Annotated in this window: 15 protein-coding genes; 3 read left to right on the forward strand and 12 right to left on the reverse strand. The window is 52.3% G+C overall.

All coding sequences use genetic code 11. The annotated features are described in order from the left end of the window. Nucleotides 1-6 precede the first annotated feature (6 nt). Nucleotides 7-1,251, forward strand: a complete 1,245-nt coding sequence (locus ACW9SV_RS04495) for a DUF4374 domain-containing protein (RefSeq protein ID WP_479555540.1) — start codon at nucleotides 7-9, stop codon at nucleotides 1,249-1,251. Nucleotides 1,252-1,324: 73 nt separating this feature from the next. Continuing rightward, nucleotides 1,325-2,560: a PepSY-associated TM helix domain-containing protein gene (locus ACW9SV_RS04500; protein WP_479555541.1), complete on the forward strand. Its 1,236-nt coding sequence runs from the start codon at nucleotides 1,325-1,327 to the stop codon at nucleotides 2,558-2,560. Between the two features lie 209 nt (nucleotides 2,561-2,769). On the opposite strand, the gene ACW9SV_RS04505 is transcribed toward ACW9SV_RS04500, so the two are convergent. Further along, nucleotides 2,770-3,180 carry a nuclease A inhibitor family protein gene (locus tag ACW9SV_RS04505; protein WP_479555542.1) on the reverse strand — a complete coding sequence of 137 codons (411 nt, stop codon included), beginning with the start codon at nucleotides 3,178-3,180 and terminating at the stop codon, nucleotides 2,770-2,772. Between the two features lie 49 nt (nucleotides 3,181-3,229). Then, the gene (locus ACW9SV_RS04510; RefSeq protein WP_479555543.1) at nucleotides 3,230-4,099 is read right to left on the reverse strand and encodes a DNA/RNA non-specific endonuclease; all 870 of its coding nucleotides are present in this window, start codon (nucleotides 4,097-4,099) and stop codon (nucleotides 3,230-3,232) included. Between the two features lie 325 nt (nucleotides 4,100-4,424). Between ACW9SV_RS04510 and ACW9SV_RS04515 the strand changes: the two genes are divergently transcribed. After that, on the forward strand, nucleotides 4,425-5,117 hold the full coding sequence (locus tag ACW9SV_RS04515; RefSeq protein WP_479555544.1) for a response regulator transcription factor: 693 nt from the start codon (nucleotides 4,425-4,427) through the stop codon (nucleotides 5,115-5,117). A gap of 24 nt (nucleotides 5,118-5,141) precedes the next feature. Here ACW9SV_RS04515 and ACW9SV_RS04520 read toward each other — a convergent pair whose 3' ends face one another. The 10 genes from ACW9SV_RS04520 to ACW9SV_RS04565 form a co-directional block, all read right to left on the reverse strand. Continuing rightward, a complete protein-coding gene (locus ACW9SV_RS04520) occupies nucleotides 5,142-5,630 on the reverse strand; it encodes a DUF421 domain-containing protein (protein ID WP_479555545.1) in 489 nt (162 codons plus the stop codon). 18 nt (nucleotides 5,631-5,648) lie between these two features. Beyond that, on the reverse strand, nucleotides 5,649-6,122 hold the full coding sequence (locus ACW9SV_RS04525; protein ID WP_479555546.1) for a hypothetical protein: 474 nt from the start codon (nucleotides 6,120-6,122) through the stop codon (nucleotides 5,649-5,651). A gap of 259 nt (nucleotides 6,123-6,381) precedes the next feature. Further along, a complete protein-coding gene (locus ACW9SV_RS04530) occupies nucleotides 6,382-7,995 on the reverse strand; it encodes a family 43 glycosylhydrolase (protein ID WP_479555547.1) in 1,614 nt (537 codons plus the stop codon). Nucleotides 7,996-8,058: 63 nt separating this feature from the next. Next, on the reverse strand, nucleotides 8,059-9,150 hold the full coding sequence (locus ACW9SV_RS04535) for a glycoside hydrolase family 43 protein (protein WP_479555548.1): 1,092 nt from the start codon (nucleotides 9,148-9,150) through the stop codon (nucleotides 8,059-8,061). Nucleotides 9,151-9,285: 135 nt separating this feature from the next. After that, a complete protein-coding gene (locus ACW9SV_RS04540; protein WP_479555549.1) occupies nucleotides 9,286-10,464 on the reverse strand; it encodes a cellulase family glycosylhydrolase in 1,179 nt (392 codons plus the stop codon). 103 nt (nucleotides 10,465-10,567) lie between these two features. After that, nucleotides 10,568-11,719, reverse strand: a complete 1,152-nt coding sequence (locus ACW9SV_RS04545; RefSeq protein ID WP_479555550.1) for a glycoside hydrolase family 172 protein — start codon at nucleotides 11,717-11,719, stop codon at nucleotides 10,568-10,570. 135 nt (nucleotides 11,720-11,854) lie between these two features. Next, entirely contained in the window at nucleotides 11,855-12,937 is a 1,083-nt protein-coding gene (locus ACW9SV_RS04550) for a glycoside hydrolase family 43 protein (RefSeq protein ID WP_479555551.1), read from the reverse strand. Between the two features lie 68 nt (nucleotides 12,938-13,005). Beyond that, nucleotides 13,006-14,226 (reverse strand): sialidase family protein, encoded by a 1,221-nt coding sequence (locus ACW9SV_RS04555; protein WP_479555552.1) that lies wholly within the window; start codon nucleotides 14,224-14,226, stop codon nucleotides 13,006-13,008. Nucleotides 14,227-14,580: 354 nt separating this feature from the next. Beyond that, a complete protein-coding gene (locus ACW9SV_RS04560) occupies nucleotides 14,581-16,386 on the reverse strand; it encodes a T9SS type A sorting domain-containing protein (RefSeq protein WP_479555553.1) in 1,806 nt (601 codons plus the stop codon). Nucleotides 16,387-16,463: 77 nt separating this feature from the next. Beyond that, nucleotides 16,464-18,008: a RagB/SusD family nutrient uptake outer membrane protein gene (locus ACW9SV_RS04565; RefSeq protein WP_479555554.1), complete on the reverse strand. Its 1,545-nt coding sequence runs from the start codon at nucleotides 18,006-18,008 to the stop codon at nucleotides 16,464-16,466. Between the last annotated feature and the right edge of the window lie 8 nt (nucleotides 18,009-18,016).

Below are 18,016 nucleotides of genomic sequence, written 5' to 3' on the forward strand. Positions count from 1 at the left end.
ATCTACATGAAGTCCACGATTAAACAACTCGCCAAATTCAGCTTTCTAGCAGGGGTAGTTTTTACCTCTTTTTCCTGCAGCGATAACGATAATAACGATCCCACTCCAGTTTCTGAGTCAGATAAAGTGTTTGCCCTAGGCGTGGGGGTTACCACTTCCACCGCTACTACCAACTACGTTGTGCAATCCAGCAACCTTATGAGCGGCACCATCTCCCTGACCGGAAACGGGCTTCTGCAGGAAGGCTACCGTGATTACGCGTTCGGTGGGGGCAATTTCTACAGCATCGGTGGGTTGGGCATTACGGATGTCAATACTATCAGCTTGAACTCTTCTAACCAGCTGACGACTAAGACCGGCCTTACGTTTGAGCAAGCCAATAATGACTTCATTGACCCTACGGGTGCCGGCACCACCATGGTAGGAGTTTCCATGCCTGCCAGCCCCACCGCCAGCCTGAACGCGAACTTCTATACGGTTGACATTGCTTCCAATAGCATTACCAACAGAGCGAATGTGCCTATGAACAACATTCACCCGAGCAACAGAGACTGGTTATTCCACACCGGTATGCAGGTGAGAGGCAACCAGCTGTTCCAGACATTCTATCCGGTAAACTATACCACCTACGCCACCGCCAACACAGATACTTGCTATGTGGCCATTTACAGCTACCCAGGCTTTGGGTTGCAGAAAGTAATCAAAGACACCCGTACTGGTCCGGCTGGGGCGTTTAACAACCGGTCAGGTATTTTCAAGACCGAGAACGGCGACATTTACACTGTTTCCAACAGCAGCTACTCCAATGGCTACAGCCAGTCTACCAAGCCCGCCGGTATCCTGCGTATCGCGGCTGGTTCTACAGAGTTTGACCAAAACTACTTCTTCAACACTGACACTGCCCCTAACGGCGGAAAAATCGCGCACGCCATTTATATAGGCAACAACAAGTTGTTTGCGGCCATCACGGTAGTGCCTCCTACCTTGGCAGACAGATGGTCTGACAAGAACCTTCGCCTGGCTATTGTAGACCTTTCCGCTAAAACCATCACCCGGGTAGCCAATGCACCCCAGTTCACGGGCAATGGCGGCAGAAGCTTCGCAGCGTTGCTGGATGAAGGAAAAGTATACACCGCCATTTCTACAGACGGCGTAGTAAATATATACCAAACCGATGTTGCTACCGCTACCGCTACCAAAGGCGCTGTGATTGAAGGCTCCTTCTTAGGCGGAATCGCAAGACTGAAATAACCTACTTACCGCCCGCCTCAGCGATACCCGTTGAGGCGGGCACTCCTTTTCATACTCATATTTCTAGTACAACATGAAAAGCAAGAAATCAAACAACCCAAGTATCCTCCGACGCGTGAACGATTGGCTCCACCTTTGGCTAGGCCTGGTTTCTGGCATTGTGGTGTTTATTGTGAGCATAACGGGTTGCTTTTACGCTTTTCAGCAGGAAATTAAGGATGCCCTGGAGCCCTGGCGTTTTGTGGAAGCCCAGGACAAAGCCTTTGTGCCACCCAGCCAATTGTTGGATACCGCTGTGGCGTACATGCCTGGCGTAAAGCCCACCGGCCTTACGTACAGCAACCGCGAGGAAGCTGCCGCCGTGGGTTTCAGCAGCTTTGAGAACGGGGAACGCAGCTTTACGGCCATTTTCATGAACCCGTACACCGGCGAGTTCCTGCAGAAACAAAAATCCATTGGAAAGGGCGAGTTCGACTTTTTCCGGTTCATTATTGACGGGCACCGGGCCCTATGGCTGCCGTACAACATTGGTCGCCCTATTGTGGGCGTGTGCACGCTCATCTTTCTGGTGCTGCTAGTTACCGGTTTGGTGATGTGGTGGCCCAAGCGCTGGAATAAATCTAACCGCGACAAAAGCTTTAAGATCAAATGGAACGGCAGCTTTAAGCGGGTCAATTACGATTTGCACAACGTGCTGGGCTTCTACAGCTTGCTTTTGGCTTTGGCCCTAGGAATTACGGGATTGGTGTGGAGTTTTAAATGGTTTGAAGAAGGCCTCTACTACGTCACTTCCGGCGGAAAAGAATTGCCGGAGCACCACCATCCACATTCCGATACCACTAAAGTCGGGTTGCTGGCCAATAACCCTGTTTCAGCACTAGACCAAGCTTGGTACAAAACCATTGCCGTTGAACCAAACGCGCAGGGCTTTTACATGACGCCCATTCTGGAAGACAAAGATGACGCCCTTGAGGTCATCGCCTACCAAGACCACGGCTCCTGGTACAACCGCAACGAGTACTACTATGACCAATACACGCTAGAGCTCTTCCGGGTACAAGGCGACCGCTACGAGGAAGCAAGCTTCGCCGATAAACTGTCCTTGCTCAACTACGATCTCCACATAGGAGCTGTCTGGGGTTTGCCTGGCAAGGTACTGGCATTCTGCATCAGCTTGATCTGCGCCAGCTTACCTATCACTGGGTTTCTGGTGTGGTGGAATAAAAAGAAGAAAGGCAAGAAGAAAAGTAGTGTTGCCAAAAGCCCTGAGAACATCAAGGCCAGGAATCCTGACGTGGCAAGGGTTTGATAGACTTTGATGGATAGCACTTCTAGTCGCTAAGTAATCAATCAGGATACAGAAATGCTTTTATAGTCTTTCAGACTTAGTAGTAGGCTGAAAGACGGGAAAGCAGACAGATTACTTATTCACTGCAAGCAGTTCCAGATTCAGATAGCAGCCCTACCTAAAGCAAGAGGCACTCCATGGAGTGCCTCTTGCTTTAGGTAGGGCTGCTATTAGGTTTCCACTAGAAAGGTTTTCAATCCGGTGTATTCACCCTCCGGCGTTTTGCCTAGAATAAGCGCATCTATACTTCTTTCTCCTACGCGGTAGACTTTAACCTCGGCAAGGCGCTGCTCCAGAAAAGCTTTCAACTCTTTGAAACGGCTCACCTGCTTCTTTTGCTCCTCACCAGCTTCCTCAGGTTCCTTGACTAGGTTACGGAAAAACCAGTCCAGTTCTGCCACTTCTACTTTTGCATCGGCGGGTTTTCCGGCCCAGGAAGCTACCTCTTGCGGAATAGGTGCGTTTTGGGTATTTGGGAAAGAAACTACCTCAAAAGGAGCATCGGTTTCGCTTTGGTACAAGAGGCCTTCAGAAAGGCTTCGCAGTGCATCCCGCACCTCTTGGTTGGGGTTGATATCCATGTTGTTTGTTGTCTACTTGATGAAAATGGCCAGAAAATGCCCAAAGGTTTTATTTTGGAAGGGCTCTACTGTCTTTCCGGGATTCCAATACCTGTTGTAGCTGCTTGGGTAAAGCCGAAAGCAGGTCATAGCCGGTGGATTGCTCAATAGCGTCTACCGTGGTCAGGTAGGTTTCCCAGTTGGTACTTACAGTGTTTTTGTTTGGCGTGTCAACGGCAATCACCCGGGTACTGGAGGAAATACGGGTTAGGTCATCCTCTCCCTGCGGCAAGACTACTATGACTTTCCAGATGCGGGCCGGAACGGAGACTCTTCCGTTGTCTATGGTTTTGAGGGTTCCGTTACTGCCGGTGCCTCCTTCTCCGTAGCTGCCCATGATCACGTAGGCTTCCATCCCTTCCTGCACCAACTCCCGGGTGTAGTCCTCCAGGTTGCCCCAGGTTTCCTGGTTATTTTTTGGCGCCTGCGGAATCATGTTGCTCATCAGAAAGGTGGCGGAGTTGTCTTGGGCGGTCTTGGTCCTGTCTGCCGAGGGAACATTGTGCCCCCGGTCAAAGCCACTGCCTGAGTAGCTGGAGGCCGTAACCCGGTACCAACCTTCGGGGAGGCTGGCGTCTGCCCTGAAATCATCTTGCCGGGGAGCGGTTCCTAGCCAATCCGGACTCACGTGCCAGCTTACCCAATTAGGGGTAGCCCGGGCCCGGCTGTAGGATAGCACATACTGAGATCGCGAAATAAGATAGTTATTCTCGTTGTTGGCATCTGCCGTGGCGCCGCTGGGGTTACCCAGAAGCAATTGTTCCTGATCCAGGGTGAGAGATCTTTTAGGTGCTACCACGGTCTCCTGGCAACTCATGACCACCAAGGAAAGCAATACAAAAGAGAGATAGCGCAACTTAGAAAGCAGGGAAATTGACATTGGAAAAAACTTGGTTGTACTTCCGAAACGAAGCCTAGTTGCTTAAACTTGTAGGCAGCATTTTTGTTTCAGCCCAACCTCTCTCCTCTTCAAACTCCTGTCTCCCCAAATATCTCTTAAATACAAAGTTCTTACAGGGTTGTCGTATGATAGAGGATCAACCCCTCCCTTTTGTCATGTTCTTTGCTTCTATAGCTTTCCTCGCACTCTACTTGATACTGTTCTTGATCAATTTTCTGCTTTTTCAGCCAAATAAAGCAGAAAAAGGCCTAAAAATTCCTTAAAAAATATAGTTTTACAGAAGGCTTTCACTTACAACTCAACCATGAACGTTACGTCTACCCCATACCTTAGGCAAGAGATAGAGGAGAGAATCTCAGAGGTTGCGTCTTTTGCCCATTTGATTCCAGGAGTGGTGGTCATCCACAACATCCAGAACAACCTGGCAGTGGAGTACATGTCACCCAGAGGCTTACAGCAGATTGGGGCCACGCTGGAGGAGTTGCAGCAAATGGGGCCAGAATTCCATACGCGGTTTTTCAACCCGGTAGAGTCTGCCGAGTACGTTCCCAAACTGATCAAAGGCCTGTTTGAGCGGAACGATGAACAGGAAGTCATCTCTTTTTTTCAGCAGGTACGGTTCCATGACACCGATGATTGGATGCTGCACCTGAGCGCCGTCAAGATCTTGATGAAAGACAATAAAGGCCTGCCATTACTAGCCATCACCACGGCTATCTGCGTGGATCCTACCCACCACATTACGGCCAAGGTCAAACGGATTATGGAGGAAAACACCTTCCTGCGTCAGCACTTTCACCAATACGCGCAGTTGGGCCCTCGTGAAAAGGAAGTCTTGAAACAGGTAGCCTTAGGCAAAAGCTCGCTTGAAATCTCACAGGATATGTGCATCTCAGAGAAAACAGTCAACACCCACCGCCGCAACATCAAATTGAAGCTGAACACCCACTCTTCCTTTGACATCTCGCAGTACGCCCGGGCTTTTGACCTGATTTAATTAAAAGCCTCCATTCCAGGTGAGTTAGGTTTCTTTAATGATGTCTGGTTTAATACCATTTTCATTTAAATGGAAGGGAATGATACTGATAGACCCATCTTTCTCCAGGACGGCGTACTTTATCTGGTCCATGTTTTCCAGACCCTGCGTTTTACGGGCGGCTTCCAGAATATCGTCTTCCTGCAGCCGGGCCTTGTTCATCCGGTCTAGCAAAGGTTTGCCGTTCTCCAGGATAATGAGCGGAATGCCGTTGACTAAGCTATCCAGAAACCTGAATTTGTTTGTGGCCAGCGAGACGATGACATCGGCAAACACCATGGTGAGGATGACCAGCATACTACCGGTGATGGATTTATCGTCGTCTACCAGGGCGTTCTGCACCGCCTCACTGATAATTAAAAGCAGCACCAGATCAAAAGCAGTCATCTCGCCCAGGGTACGTTTTCCTGCCATCCGGAGGATGAGGAACACTAACATGTAGACGATCAAGGCCCGTAAAATAATGGATTCCATAGCAGCAGGTTTAAGCTTTTAAAAATAAACGTATTGGTTAACGGTCATCCGCGCCTTGCCAACGGTGACTTCTAAGCGCTGAGCACCTGTTTTATAAGGCACCAGGTAAAAGGCAATAAGCCCGTTCTGGATGGAGCTGAAAGTGTAAATCAACTGATTGTCCTTTACCTCTACCGAGGCCGGCTCTGGAATAATCTGGTCAATCCGTACTTTTCTGATATAGTCATTGTTGAAACTGATTTTGGCAGAGGGCTCTAACCGGGCAACATGCACCAGCAGCTCGGTGCCTTTCTCTACCCGCATGAACTTGTTGTACTCCATCTGCACCCCATGGGCCTTAAAGGTTTTGTCACTGAGCAGCCCCTTTCCGAAAAGCCCCAAGGCAGCCGCCAGCAAAATCAGCCCCATCAGAATCCAGAAGACCCGGGCAACCCTCCATTCGTTTTTCTGGAACTCATAAAAGTCTTCGGTCAGTTTTATGTCCTTGTCCATACCTCAAAAAAGTAAGCAGCGCCAATCTTAAGTAGTACCCTGAACCTGACTTTTAGTTGCTTCTGCCTTGTTACCCTAAAACCAAACAACTTTAGGCTTTCAAGCCACTTTCAGGAAAACTGCTTTAGAACAGAGAAGCTGCTGTGCTAGCGCGACTAAAGAAAAAGAGCCGCTTCGGGCCTGTTTTCGTGTAAACAGGCCCGAAGCGGCTCTAAACTAGAGGTACTTATAGATTGCCCCTGGGTGGGTCTGATGAGCTTTAATGTACCAAGCGGTACCACTCATATACGGCGGTTGCGCCAACCGGGCCTTTTGCCGTCAAGCCTATGCGCACGCCCCGGTCCCAGGGTGGCAGGAAGTCTCCGTTGAGGGCTTTCCCTTCGTTCAAGTTATTCCAGCTGGTACCATCGGTGCTCCAGGCGAATTGCAGCTGGTCGCCTTTGGTGGCGGTAAGCTTGAACTGGAGCAGGTCTGCCTGCGGAGCGGCCACTTTTGCGTGTACGTCTTCCTTGTTTTCCTTCAACGTCCACAGCGAGATTTGCCCATTTTGCACCGAAACGCCAATAGCGTTCTGTGGATCACCTACCGCGGCCAACCCCGCTGATACCCCTGCCGCTAACTGACGCAGGTTGATGGCGGTAGTGGCGGTATAATCTGCTTCCACGGTTCGTTTGCTCAACACGCTGCCTACTTTTTCTGGGGAGGCTTGCAGCACCAGGCGGCCACCTTTTCCTGCCTGCACGGTGAACTTTGGTGTTTGCTCTACAAACCACTGCCAGGTGGGCGCTAATCTGGCGGCGGTGAACTCCTCCTGCACATCCACTACCTCCTTGGCGTTGGTGTTGTAAGGCGCCGCAGCCGTTAAAGACGGCGAACTGTTTTTGAAGGAAGGCCAGCCATCTGTACCCCAGATGATTTCATCCAGCAATCCTTGGCGGCCCGGGTACACCGTGCTGTTGGCGCTGTAGGCATGATACATGAAATAATCGCGGCCTTTTCCGTCAGAAACCACGGTACCATGGCCCGGGCAGGTCCAAGCCTCATTTTTCTTCATGATGGGGTTCCCGGCGTATTTCTCCCAAGGCCCCTGCAATCTTTTAGACCGGGCTACGCCCACGCCGTAGGTACACGCCCGACCACAGCAGGCATCACCGGCATAGAAGAGGTAATAGTAATCGTTTCGCTTGATCAGGGCCGGACCTTCTACCAGACCTCCCTCCCAGGTGCCTTTCTCGTTCCGGAACAGCTCAAACTTCTCTCCGGTGAGGGCGGTTCTTTCCTCGTTCATGCGCTGGCCCCAGAGCGGGGTGGGTTTGCCTACGCTGTTAGCGTCTTCCTTCCAGATCAAGTACAGCTCGCCTTTTTCGTCGCGCATAGGGAACCCGTCAATAGAGCCCACTTCCTGGCAGACCAATGGCCCTAAATCGGTGTACGGGCCGGTGGCTTTGGTGGCGCTGGCCACGCCTACGCACAGGTTGCCGCCTTTCTTTTTAGCGGTGTAATAGATGTAGTACTTGCCTTTGTCATAGGTAATCTCGGGGGCCCAAAAATGCGCCTCGGCCCAATCTGGCAGCTTATTAGGGAAGACGTGCCCCACGGTTTCCCAATCTACCAGGTTCTTTGAGTGCAAAATGGGGTACAAGGGAGCCCACTCAGAAGAAGTAGCAGTAGCCCAGTAGTCATCGCCTACGCGCACCACCGAGGGGTCTGCGTAGTCGCCGGGCAGTACGGGATTGCTATAAGTAACCGCCTGGGTGGTAGCCACCGGAGCTTTGGCGGTGCTTTTGGCATCTGGGCCCTGATTCACGTTGCAGGAAAAAGTCAGAAGACCCATTACCGCGGCTGACAAGGAGAGTATATGTTTATTCATCATAGAAAAAGAGAGTTGCTTCATCGTTAATTTTATCTGCACCCAAGGTTTGAAAGGGCTGAGTTCCTACTTCTCGCCGGAAGGCACCCGCAGAGGCACACCCGAAGAGACCGGTGCGCCGAAGACCGGATATCCATCAGAAGTCCAGGTGAATTTCTGCATCCGGATGTCGCGCTGCCACCCCGGCTTTTCAGATTTCTTCGCGTGGTACAGAATCCAATCTTCGGTGTTGTCTGGCGAGGTGGTGAAACTGCAGTGTCCTACCCCTAACACATCAGCTGTGCTCTGGAAAACCGGTCCGCTGGACTTTACCCAATTACTGGCCTGCATGGGATCGGCTAACGTATCGACTAAAGTCAACTGCCCCAGCCTATAGTCTTTCAACCAGGATTCGCGGCAGGAATAGATCAGGAAAGCCTTTTCGTTTTTCTTCAGCAGCTCGGGGCCTTCGTTCAGGTCCAGTTCCCCACCCGTTTCCCACGGTTCCGTGGGCGAAGAAATCTTAGACCGGTTAGAGGAAATAGTCCAAGGGTTGCTCATCTTGGCGATGTACAGATGCTGCTTGGTTCTATCAGTGGTGGCGTTCTGCTCCCAGCCCGACCAAACGGCGTACAGCTGCCCGTTCAGGTAAAACGGCGATACATCTATGGCCCACCTCACCGAGGCCGGATGCTGCAGGCTGTCTCCGGTGTACAGCATGCCTTTGTCTACGTACGGTCCAAACGGACTATCGGTGGTGGACTCAAGCACCCCCGATTTCTGGTGGATGAACGGCCCACCGGGCTCTTTTCCGGCCGCGTAATAAATGTACCATTTGCCTTGCAGGTGATGAATCTCAGGGGCCCAGATGTTGTGTGCATTCCAGCCAGTGGCAGGTGCTTTCCAGACCGGCACCCGTTCGCCCAGCTTGGTCAATTTCGAGGATTGCGAGACGTAGATAGTGCCAGAACCAGATGCACAGGAATAATAAATCCCGTCTTTTTTGATCACCCACGGGTCTGCCCCATCCCTTACCGGGTTGGTAAAGTACAGCGCGGCCTCTGCCGTACCGGTCTGGGTTTCTGCCGGCTTATCTAAGACGCCACTGGGTTTACACCCCAGCAACCATAGGGCCTGGCAGATTAAAAAAACGCTTATTCTACTCCAATACTGCTTCATTCTTCCATCAAAACGAGGTATCCTTACTGTATAGCCGAGAGCACCTGGCTTCTGGTTATGGCTTAAGTGCCCAGAGGTTAGCTCCTGTTTAAGGCCCGTTTTCTTTAAGACTGCCCTAAAACGGAACCCTCCTCTTTACTGCGTTGCGGTGTCTTTGGTCTTTGCTTTGGTCATGCTTTTAATTAGGTCTACTTCTTCTTGCCGGTAAGGGGTGCCGTCTGGCCTGAAAATGTCATGAAACCACAGGCTAGGTTCGGCGGTGTAGGTCTTTTCCCAGGAATCCCAAGGGTAGATGGTCTGCGTTTTTCCGGCCACGAAGCCCCAATTAATCATGCCTACGTTGTATTTCTTGGCAATGGGCAGAGAACTCTGAAAGGTACTGCCATTAGGACGGGCCATGTACTCGGTGCAGATCATCGGTTTGCCGTAGCGCTGTAGCCAAACAATGCGTTTCTCCAGTTCCTGCGGGTTGTCATAGTTGTGAAACGTAATGATGTCAGATTCATCAATCATCACTTTTTGAATAGGGCTTAGGCCTTCGTGGGTAGACCAATCTCCCGCCCAGACCGCTGCCGTTACGGGTTGTGAAGGATTCATAGACCGGGCCCAGACAAAGCTTTTCTTCAACAGGGGCAGCACATACGTCAACTTATTAGGTAACTCCTGTTTTCCGTAGGCGGCTCCTTCGTTGATGTTGTACGGTTCGTTCCAGATGTCCCAAGCCAAGACGCGCTTGTCTTTGGCAAACCGGCCAATCACTCCTTTCACATACCGCTCTAGGCGTGGATAGTGGGTAGAGTCCTGCAGGGCCGTGTACCCGGGGCTTTGCACCCAACCTGAGTTATGCACGTGCGGCCTTGGCTCCCGCTGTTTCCCTAATTTAGGATGCGGATCCCAAACCGAATCAAAGATCACCAGCATAGGTTTGATGTTATGCCGCGCCGATATCTCCAGAAAGGTATCCAACCGGTTCAGGAACCCAATGGAATCTTGCAGGTAGAGCAGGTCATGCAGGTACACCCGGGCCGTGTTCATGCCTATAGCCTGCGCCCAGCCCAGTTCCCGGTTGATGGTGGCAGTGTCAAAAGTCTCGGCTTGCCACATCTCCAGTTGGTTAATGGCAGTGCTGGGCGAGAAGTTGGGCCCAATAAGAAACCCTTGTTTGTCATACCAAGCGTGCGCCTGTTTTTTCGTCCAGACGGGGCGGGGTTTGGTAGCCGTTTCAGATGCCGAGCCTTTCCAGAAGCAGCCTTGGGTAAGCAGGCACAGCACCAAGGCCAGTAGGTAAAGTCTATTCTGTTTCATCGTGTCCATATTAGGTTGAATTTGCCCCACGCGCCTAGGCGTGAAACCAACCAATTTTTTATTCCTGCTTCTGAGCCGATTTCCTTAAAACAGCCCCAAAGGATTGAGGTCTTTAGTTTACCTCCAGCTCGTTTTTGGTAGGTAATTTAGGGAAGGGAGCGTGCGGCTCGATCTGGTACCAGTACACCACCGAACTGATATCTGACTGTTGGGGCAGGTACCGGTGTTCGCTGCGCCAGCCCAGATCCTGAATGGTGATGCGCAGGTCTTTGTCAAACCTCACCGGGTCCACAATGTGCCACCGGTACATGCCAAACCTCTGCTGAGCGTTGTACAACCCATCCGGACGGATGACCTGGTGCAGACCGGCATAGGCTGTGGAGTAAGGCTCGTACTGGCGGGTTTTCTTGTTCTCAAAGTTGTAAGAGCCGCAGAAGTAATCCTCAGTACCGGTGCCGTTGATGGTAGGGAAATCTTTATCACCGTCCATGTAGAACTTGATCTCGCCTTCGCCCCACCAACCGTTGTTGTTCACGCCCCAGGCCATGTAGGTGCCCACGTACTGGCCCTTGCCCTTGATGCCGTCTACCAACGTGTACAAAGAGCCTTTAGTAGGATTGCTGCGCCGGAACTGCGCGTGGAAATAAGCCGCATCATTAGGGATATCGGTGAGGGTGTAGTCTACCTGGTAAAACAGGTTCATGCGCTCAGAACTGGTGTTCTCCATGGTGATCCGGCACTTCTTCCGGAAGGGCATAACCCAATACGAGTTGAAGGCGCTGCCGGGGTTTACGGTAATAGCCAAGGAGTTCAGCGGCGCGTACTCGCCCCACCCCATCCCGAAGAAATCACCTACGGGCACTTCCACAGAGGGTTCCTTTTCATCATCCCAATACACCCTTAAGATGGAATAGCGCCAATTTCCGGTAGGCGTCATCCAGATGTGCTGAATGGCGCCCGAGCCGTTGATTTCCGCTAAGGTGATGGTTTTGCCGCCTTCAATCCACATAAAAGGGTTTACTTTCCAGCCAAGGCCCAGTTCCCGTGCCTGATGCCCGTGCACGCCTTTGTCCAGGGGAGTCATGCCGCCTTTGCCTTTCTCGCCGGTAATGTTTTCCGGGCTGATGGAGCGGGTCTCGGCGTTAGAGGTGCGGTACAGATTTCCCAAGTTCACCTCCAGGCCGTTAAAGCTCCCAGAGCGTTGAGCAAAGGCACCCGTGGCCAGGCAAATGACAGCTAAAAGAGTAAGTAGTTTTTTCTGCATTGGGGTAGTGTTTTTATGAAAACCGTCTTATTCTGATTTTAACCTTTGATCCCTTAGGGGCTATCTTTCCCTGTCAGCTACCACATCCTCCAACCCAATCCTCGACTCAAAATGGCCTGAAACCTAACCTCCAGGCTACTGCACTTCTCCAGACGGCCGTGGGATAGGGATATTGGTTTTAACTGGTTCGCCAAAGTTGGGGGTGCCGTCTGCGTTCCAGGTAAACTCCTGGATGCGCGGGTTCCGGGTGCCACCGCATCCTTGCCCCGCGACAGAATTGGCGTGGTAAATGATCCAATCCTCGGTATTGTCTGGTGATTTGAAGAAGCCGTTGTGCCCAGGTCCGAAGGCGTTGTTTTCGGCTTTCGTGGCCAGTACCGGAGTAGGAGACTTGATCCAGTCATCAGGGTTCAGCGGGTTTCCGTTGTCGCGCAGGGTCAGCCTTCCCAAGGAGTAGCTATCGGTCCAGCACCCGCTGGCGGAATAGACCACGAACAACTTGCCGTCTTTGTTTTTGAGGGCTTGCGGCCCTTCGTTCACCAGCCCGTTCATCTCCCAGTTAAAGGTAGGCCGCGTGATCATGACCCGCTCCCCTTCCAGGGTCCAGGGGTTGGTCATTTTGGCAATGTAAATCTGCTGGATGCCCGGGTCATTGTTTCCCTGCCAGCCAGACCACATAAAGTAGGTTTGCCCATTGTGCTCAAACACCGATCCGTCAATAGCCCACTTGTCTGAAGGCGTAGAAATTTTGCCTTTGAGCGTCCAGGCGCCGGTAGTGGGGTCTGCGGCGAGGTTCTCCAGCACGTACATCCGGTGGTTGGCATCGTTTCCGTCATCGGCGGCAAAATAGAGGTACCATTTTCCGTTGAGTTGATGCAGTTCTGGGGCCCAGATGTTTCTGGAATAACTTCCCGTACCAGGCGGGGTCCAGACAGTGGTGCTGCTGGCTTTGCTCAGCTGAGAAATATGCTGGACTTTGTATAAGACAATCCTATCACCCACGGTATGGGTATAGTAATAGTAGTTGCCACCCCTCACCACCCATGGATCTGGTCCACTGGCCAGGAGCGGGTTGGTAAACGTGGTGGGGTTGGTACTCGGCGGGTTGGGGTTGACCGGAGTAGGGTTAACGTTGTCAGACTCTTTCTTACAGCTTGCGACAAGCGTTGTAAAAAGAAGGAAACCATACAACAGCTTTTTGCTTTTACTCTTAAACATCTGAAAACGCTTTAGACTTTGCTTGTTAAACTTGATTTTCTCTGCACCCACTAGAGGGTAATGCTACATTATCTGGCAAGGCGGCCCTCTTTGAGATATACCTCGCTGTGACCATCGCTGAAGTTACGGGTAGTCACCAGCCACACGGTATTGGCATCTTTCAGAAACATGGAGGAATAATAGGCTCCCTCGTTGTTGGGCAAATTGGGCCATGGATACGTAATGTTGGTGAAGTTTTTGGCCACGCTATTCCCGGCCATCACCAGCATGGTGTTCTTTTTCCAGTCTGCGCCCACAGATCTTCCGCCGGCATCCTGGCAAGACAGCAGGGTCTCACCTGAGGGGAGTTGGATAAGGTAAGGCGCTCCGCCCCAAATGTTCTCTGCCGTAGCTAACCACCTCCGGCCATTGGCCGTGGTTCCGGTTCCCTGGTAATCCCAGCGGGCATCCATGGAAGACCACACCACCCAGGGCGACTTGGTATTGTTAACTGACTCAATGGGGAACACGATGCCTTTGTTGTCTTTCAGCACCACCGGAACGGGCATGCCGTCGCGCATGCCGCTGGTGTAGGCCACCCGCTTGGGGTTCTTCCAGGTGGCGCCGTTATCGGTGGAGCGCACCATTAAGATTTCCTGCTGCTGGGCCGTAGACCCCGGACCTGCCCACCAATTGGCCTCGCTGGAGTAAAAGAGCTGAATCTCTCCGTCTGGCAACTGCACCATGGCCGGCTCCCAGGACCTGCCGGTAGCGACAATCTGCGGCGGCCCGAAGGTCCAGCCGCGGTCGTTGCTAATCCGGATCTGGATGTTGGCGTGGGCATTGTCATCGGGGTTGCCGCGGCCGGTATAGGCCAGGATCACGCGCCCGTCTTGCAGCACCAGCATGTCTGGGTTGGAGAACCCGTAGTAGTTGGGGTTGTTGTCGGCCATCAAGGTTTCGTGCGCAGACCAGGTGGCACCCCCGTCAATGCTCCTTTTGATAGCGATGTTGTCCCACTCATTGCCGGGCGTGCCGAAATGGTAGGTAAACAGAAGCGTGTCTCCCTTCACCCGCCGGATGCGGCCGTACTCAGCAAAATACACTTCATGCGAAAGCTTGGTGGCAGTAGAGTTCCAGGCAATGCTTAATGACGGAAAACTGTTATCCGCTGCCGGATAATCATCGGCGTGGATTTCAGGATCGTTGGTCCCAGGCCCGGGGCCCGGATCTTCCTCGCTGCTTTTACAAGCGAAGGCAAAAAGCAGCCCAGCCAAAAGGCACCAACTTTTTATTCTGTGTAACTTCATTTGCTTACATGTTTTAAACCCATGGCCATTTCGCCCCACCTCATTCTTTTCCATTTCTGCGACTCACAAAGGCACTCTCCTTGTTTCCTTACACCATAGATTCCAGGAAGAGGATCGCCAATAGTACCAATAAGGTCAAAGCCTGTCTTTTTCGGTTTGGTTTGCTAAACCTCCGTTTCATATTGTTAAAGGTCAACGTGTGAAAACACCCAACTTCTATTTCATAAAACGCTCATTTTCCCTTGGCTTTTCAAGGGGAGGCAAAAGCAGTGTTTCAGGCCTGGTTTCTAAAAAACAGCCTAAAATCACCGCTTTTGTCTACTCACTCGAAAATTGGGTTTGGAGGCATAACGGCTATTGCACCACTATTTTGCGGGTTTCTACGCCACCTTTGGCATCGTTTACCTGCAGAATGTAAACACCAGGAGTTAAGGCCAGTTGCACACTGCCCACCGCCGATAGGCTTTTCACGGTACGGCCATCCAGGGTGCTTACCTGCAACTGGTATTTCTTTCCTTTCTCCAGCTTTACGTTTACCTTACCCGGGGCCGGATTTGGGTATACCTGCAGGTCTAAGTCAAACTTCTGATCAGCTATGCCCGTCAAGACGCCGTTAGAAATGGTAAAGCTGGTTTTCATGAAAGGAGACCCTACCAAACTGTTGTCAATGGCCTGCACGCCCCAACGGTATCTGCCTTGTGGCAAGTCTTTGATGGTCCAGGAGGTGCTCAACTGCACATTACCCATTTTCTGCACCATCAGCTTTCCGGAGGTGGTATCGGCTAGCGGGAAGATGTAGGACTTGCCGGTGTTATCTTGCAAGAAGATGTTGTAGCTTAAAGAGTTCTGGGCGGTGGTAGCATCGGTGGAAGGGGTCCAGCTAAACGTCACAGCTCCTCCGGTGCCCATGGTTGCCTGGATAGTGGCCGGCATGGTAGGAGCGGTATTGGCAGCCGTAGTTGGGTTCACCACTACTAAAGACACTTTATCATTGAGGCCACTGCCAGCTCCGTTGTATTCATTATTGGAAAACCCGGTCAGCATCAGGTCCAGATCGTTGTCCCCGTCTATGTCGGCTACTTCAATGGAGCTTTCTGAAACGCCAGGCAGACGGTCGTTGTTGGTCATGGCGGTGAAGGTGCCGGCGTTGTTCAGGTAAATGGCCGTGGCTTGGCGGGTTCCGTTCCAACCGGTCACGATCACGTCCAGGTCACCGTCATTGTCCCAATCGGCGAAACGCCCCCCGTCGCCTACCGCAATCTGCCGGAAGGTGCTGAACGTGGTGGCCTCCGCGAAAGCTCCGTTTGTATTGCGGTACAGACGGTAGATGTCATCGGCGGCCTCGCCGTTAGCGCCGCCGTCGCCGTTCAAAAGCAGATCCAGGTCACCGTCGGCATCATAATCGCCCCAGGTGCCTGAGCCAAACCCTTTCTGAATCAGGCCTAGATCTCTCACGGCAAACGTGCCGTTGGTGTTGACAAACATCTTTGAGAAGCGGCTGTTGCTCACCTGCTCAAACCCGTTCACAAACAGGTCCAGGTCACCGTCTTTGTCAAAGTCAACCGGGGAGATCTCCGGGTCTATGAACCTGAAATCGGCAAACTGGGCAGATTCTGTGAAACCCCCGTTTTTGTTGTTGAACAAGATCTTGGCCCGGTTGGCGTCATTAGGCTGGTTGTTGGCGTTCCCGAAAACGTAGATATCGGTGTAGCCGTCGTTGTTGAGGTCAGCGAAACCAGTTCCGGGGGTGACTTGTGGCAAGTTGGCTACGGTTTGCTGGGTGAAAACCCCGGCGGCGTTGGACTTAAACAAAGCCGTGAACGGGCCATTGGCACCAAAACCGGACTGCAGCACGTCTAATCGGCCGTCATTGTCCACATCGCCCCAGTCAATGGAGGCAAACGCCCCTGCCAAAAAGGGAGAAGCGGTTTTGGTGAAGTTGCCGCTGCCATCGTTCAGGAATAACTGGACCACTCGCTCGGTGCCCGATATTTCCCCCATGATGAGCAAATCCATGTCGCCGTCCCGGTCTATGTCTGCCGCAGACACATCGGCGTGCTGGGTTGCGAAGTTAAGGTTCTTCACTGTGAAGGCTTGAGCCAAGGCCTCTTGTTGGCTTAATAACCCCAAGCTCAACAGAAATGGTAGATATTTTTTCATAGGCTTTTAGATGGTGTTTTTAGAAAATGAGTAAAAAAAGGCCGTGAAGCAGTTTATTGCTCCACGGCTTTAGAATTTTACCAACCTGGGTTCTGCACCAGGTTAGGGTTGATGTCCAGATCTAGCTGCGGGATAGGCAGGAACTCATGCTTCCCTACTTGGAAATTAGCAAATGCCGGATCTCTTGGGGCTAACTGCGGCCCCAGGTCACCCCAGCGGGCCAGGTCATTCCAGCGGTGTCCTTCGCCAGAAAGCTCCGTGATGCGCTCGTGCTTCAGTTGGTTCAGGAACTGCTCCTGGGTTAGATTAGGCATGGCGGTTGACAACGGAGCCAAGCCGGCTCTTTGCCTTACCCGGTCTACATACTGGTAAGCGTTGGCAGGACCAGATGTGGCGTTGATGGCCTCGGCATACATCAGGAGCACATCGGCGTACCGGATAAAGCGCCAGTTGTTAGGCGAGCGGTAGCCTTCCACGTTTTTCCAGTGGTCGTTCTGGAACTTGCGGAAGAACACCCTGCTTCTATGCTCTGGGTTGTTACGGTAGCGGTCGGCCATGGTCTGCCCGTAGATCATGGAAAACGCGGGGCCCCGCTCATCTGTGGAGTCATACAGGAAGGAAGCCTCCAGCCTTGGGTCTCTGGCACCAGTGGTAGTTCTCTCTCTCAGGAACTCCCGAGGTACCCAGCGGTGCGCCTCCCCGTCGGTCCAGCCGATGCCCGGAGGGCCAAAGAACTGCGCAATGGAAGTGCCATAGTTCAGCTGGTCGGTGCGGGGGTCGGTGTCATCGTCGTGGTTTTCGGTGGGGTTCTCCGCAAACTGGATCTCAAACACAGACTCCTGGTTGTTTTCCCGGGTGATCAGGAAGTTGTCACGGTAGTTGGGCATGAGGCTGTAGATGTTTCTTCCTTCGTCTTCCACCAACCACCGCAAAGGAGTTAATGCTTCATTGTATTTCTTTTGTTGCATTAACGCCTTGGCCAGCAAAGCATACGCCGCCCCTTTGGTGGCCCGGCCCAAGTCAGCGCTGTTAGGATACACGGCTGGCAGCGCCGCGGCCGCCTCCGTCAAATCCTTCTGCACCTGAGCCCACACTTCCGCCTGCGAAGAGGTGGCCGGTACATCGGTGGGCTTAGGCGTCGCGAGCATCAACGGCACATTACCCCACAAACTGGCCAGATGGTAGTAATAGAAACCACGCAGGAACTTGGCTTCGCCAATCAGCCGCTGCTTTAGGCTTTCATCCATGGCAATGTTGGGCACGTTGTCCAAGACCTGGTTGGCGCGGTTGATCCCCACGTACATGTCTGACCAAACCTCCCGCACCTCGCCCAGGTTGTAATCTGGCTGGATAAACTTATCGGTGGCGTTGTTCAGGTTACCAGCCGGGCTGTTGCTCAACCCTTCATCTGACCGGATAATGGTCAGGAACGGCAGCCATCTAGACGGACCCGACCGGTGCAAGGTGCTGTATATGGCATTCACCCCCATCTGGGCATCGGTACTGGTTCTCCAGAAGGACTCTATGGTGGCTGAATTGGGGTTCTCTATCTCCAGGTTGTCTTGGCAGGAACTTGCCGCCAGACTCGCCGCTATCAATGAGCAAAAAAGTATCTTTCTCATTTTCTTCT

It is taken from the genome of Rufibacter sp. JT20002 (assembly GCF_056491185.1).

Coding starts and splice junctions, on each gene's coding strand:
- ACW9SV_RS04495 (WP_479555540.1), top strand. CDS start 7: ATGAAGTCCACGATTAAACAACTCGCCAAATTCAGCTTTCTAGCAGGG.
- ACW9SV_RS04560 (WP_479555553.1), bottom strand. CDS start 16,386: ATGAAAAAATATCTACCATTTCTGTTGAGCTTGGGGTTATTAAGCCAA.
- ACW9SV_RS04565 (WP_479555554.1), bottom strand. CDS start 18,008: ATGAGAAAGATACTTTTTTGCTCATTGATAGCGGCGAGTCTGGCGGCA.
- ACW9SV_RS04545 (WP_479555550.1), bottom strand. CDS start 11,719: ATGCAGAAAAAACTACTTACTCTTTTAGCTGTCATTTGCCTGGCCACG.
- ACW9SV_RS04535 (WP_479555548.1), bottom strand. CDS start 9,150: ATGAAGCAGTATTGGAGTAGAATAAGCGTTTTTTTAATCTGCCAGGCC.
- ACW9SV_RS04555 (WP_479555552.1), bottom strand. CDS start 14,226: ATGAAGTTACACAGAATAAAAAGTTGGTGCCTTTTGGCTGGGCTGCTT.
- ACW9SV_RS04510 (WP_479555543.1), bottom strand. CDS start 4,099: ATGTCAATTTCCCTGCTTTCTAAGTTGCGCTATCTCTCTTTTGTATTG.
- ACW9SV_RS04505 (WP_479555542.1), bottom strand. CDS start 3,180: ATGGATATCAACCCCAACCAAGAGGTGCGGGATGCACTGCGAAGCCTT.
- ACW9SV_RS04530 (WP_479555547.1), bottom strand. CDS start 7,995: ATGATGAATAAACATATACTCTCCTTGTCAGCCGCGGTAATGGGTCTT.
- ACW9SV_RS04550 (WP_479555551.1), bottom strand. CDS start 12,937: ATGTTTAAGAGTAAAAGCAAAAAGCTGTTGTATGGTTTCCTTCTTTTT.
- ACW9SV_RS04540 (WP_479555549.1), bottom strand. CDS start 10,464: ATGGACACGATGAAACAGAATAGACTTTACCTACTGGCCTTGGTGCTG.
- ACW9SV_RS04515 (WP_479555544.1), top strand. CDS start 4,425: ATGAACGTTACGTCTACCCCATACCTTAGGCAAGAGATAGAGGAGAGA.
- ACW9SV_RS04500 (WP_479555541.1), top strand. CDS start 1,325: ATGAAAAGCAAGAAATCAAACAACCCAAGTATCCTCCGACGCGTGAAC.
- ACW9SV_RS04525 (WP_479555546.1), bottom strand. CDS start 6,122: ATGGACAAGGACATAAAACTGACCGAAGACTTTTATGAGTTCCAGAAA.
- ACW9SV_RS04520 (WP_479555545.1), bottom strand. CDS start 5,630: ATGGAATCCATTATTTTACGGGCCTTGATCGTCTACATGTTAGTGTTC.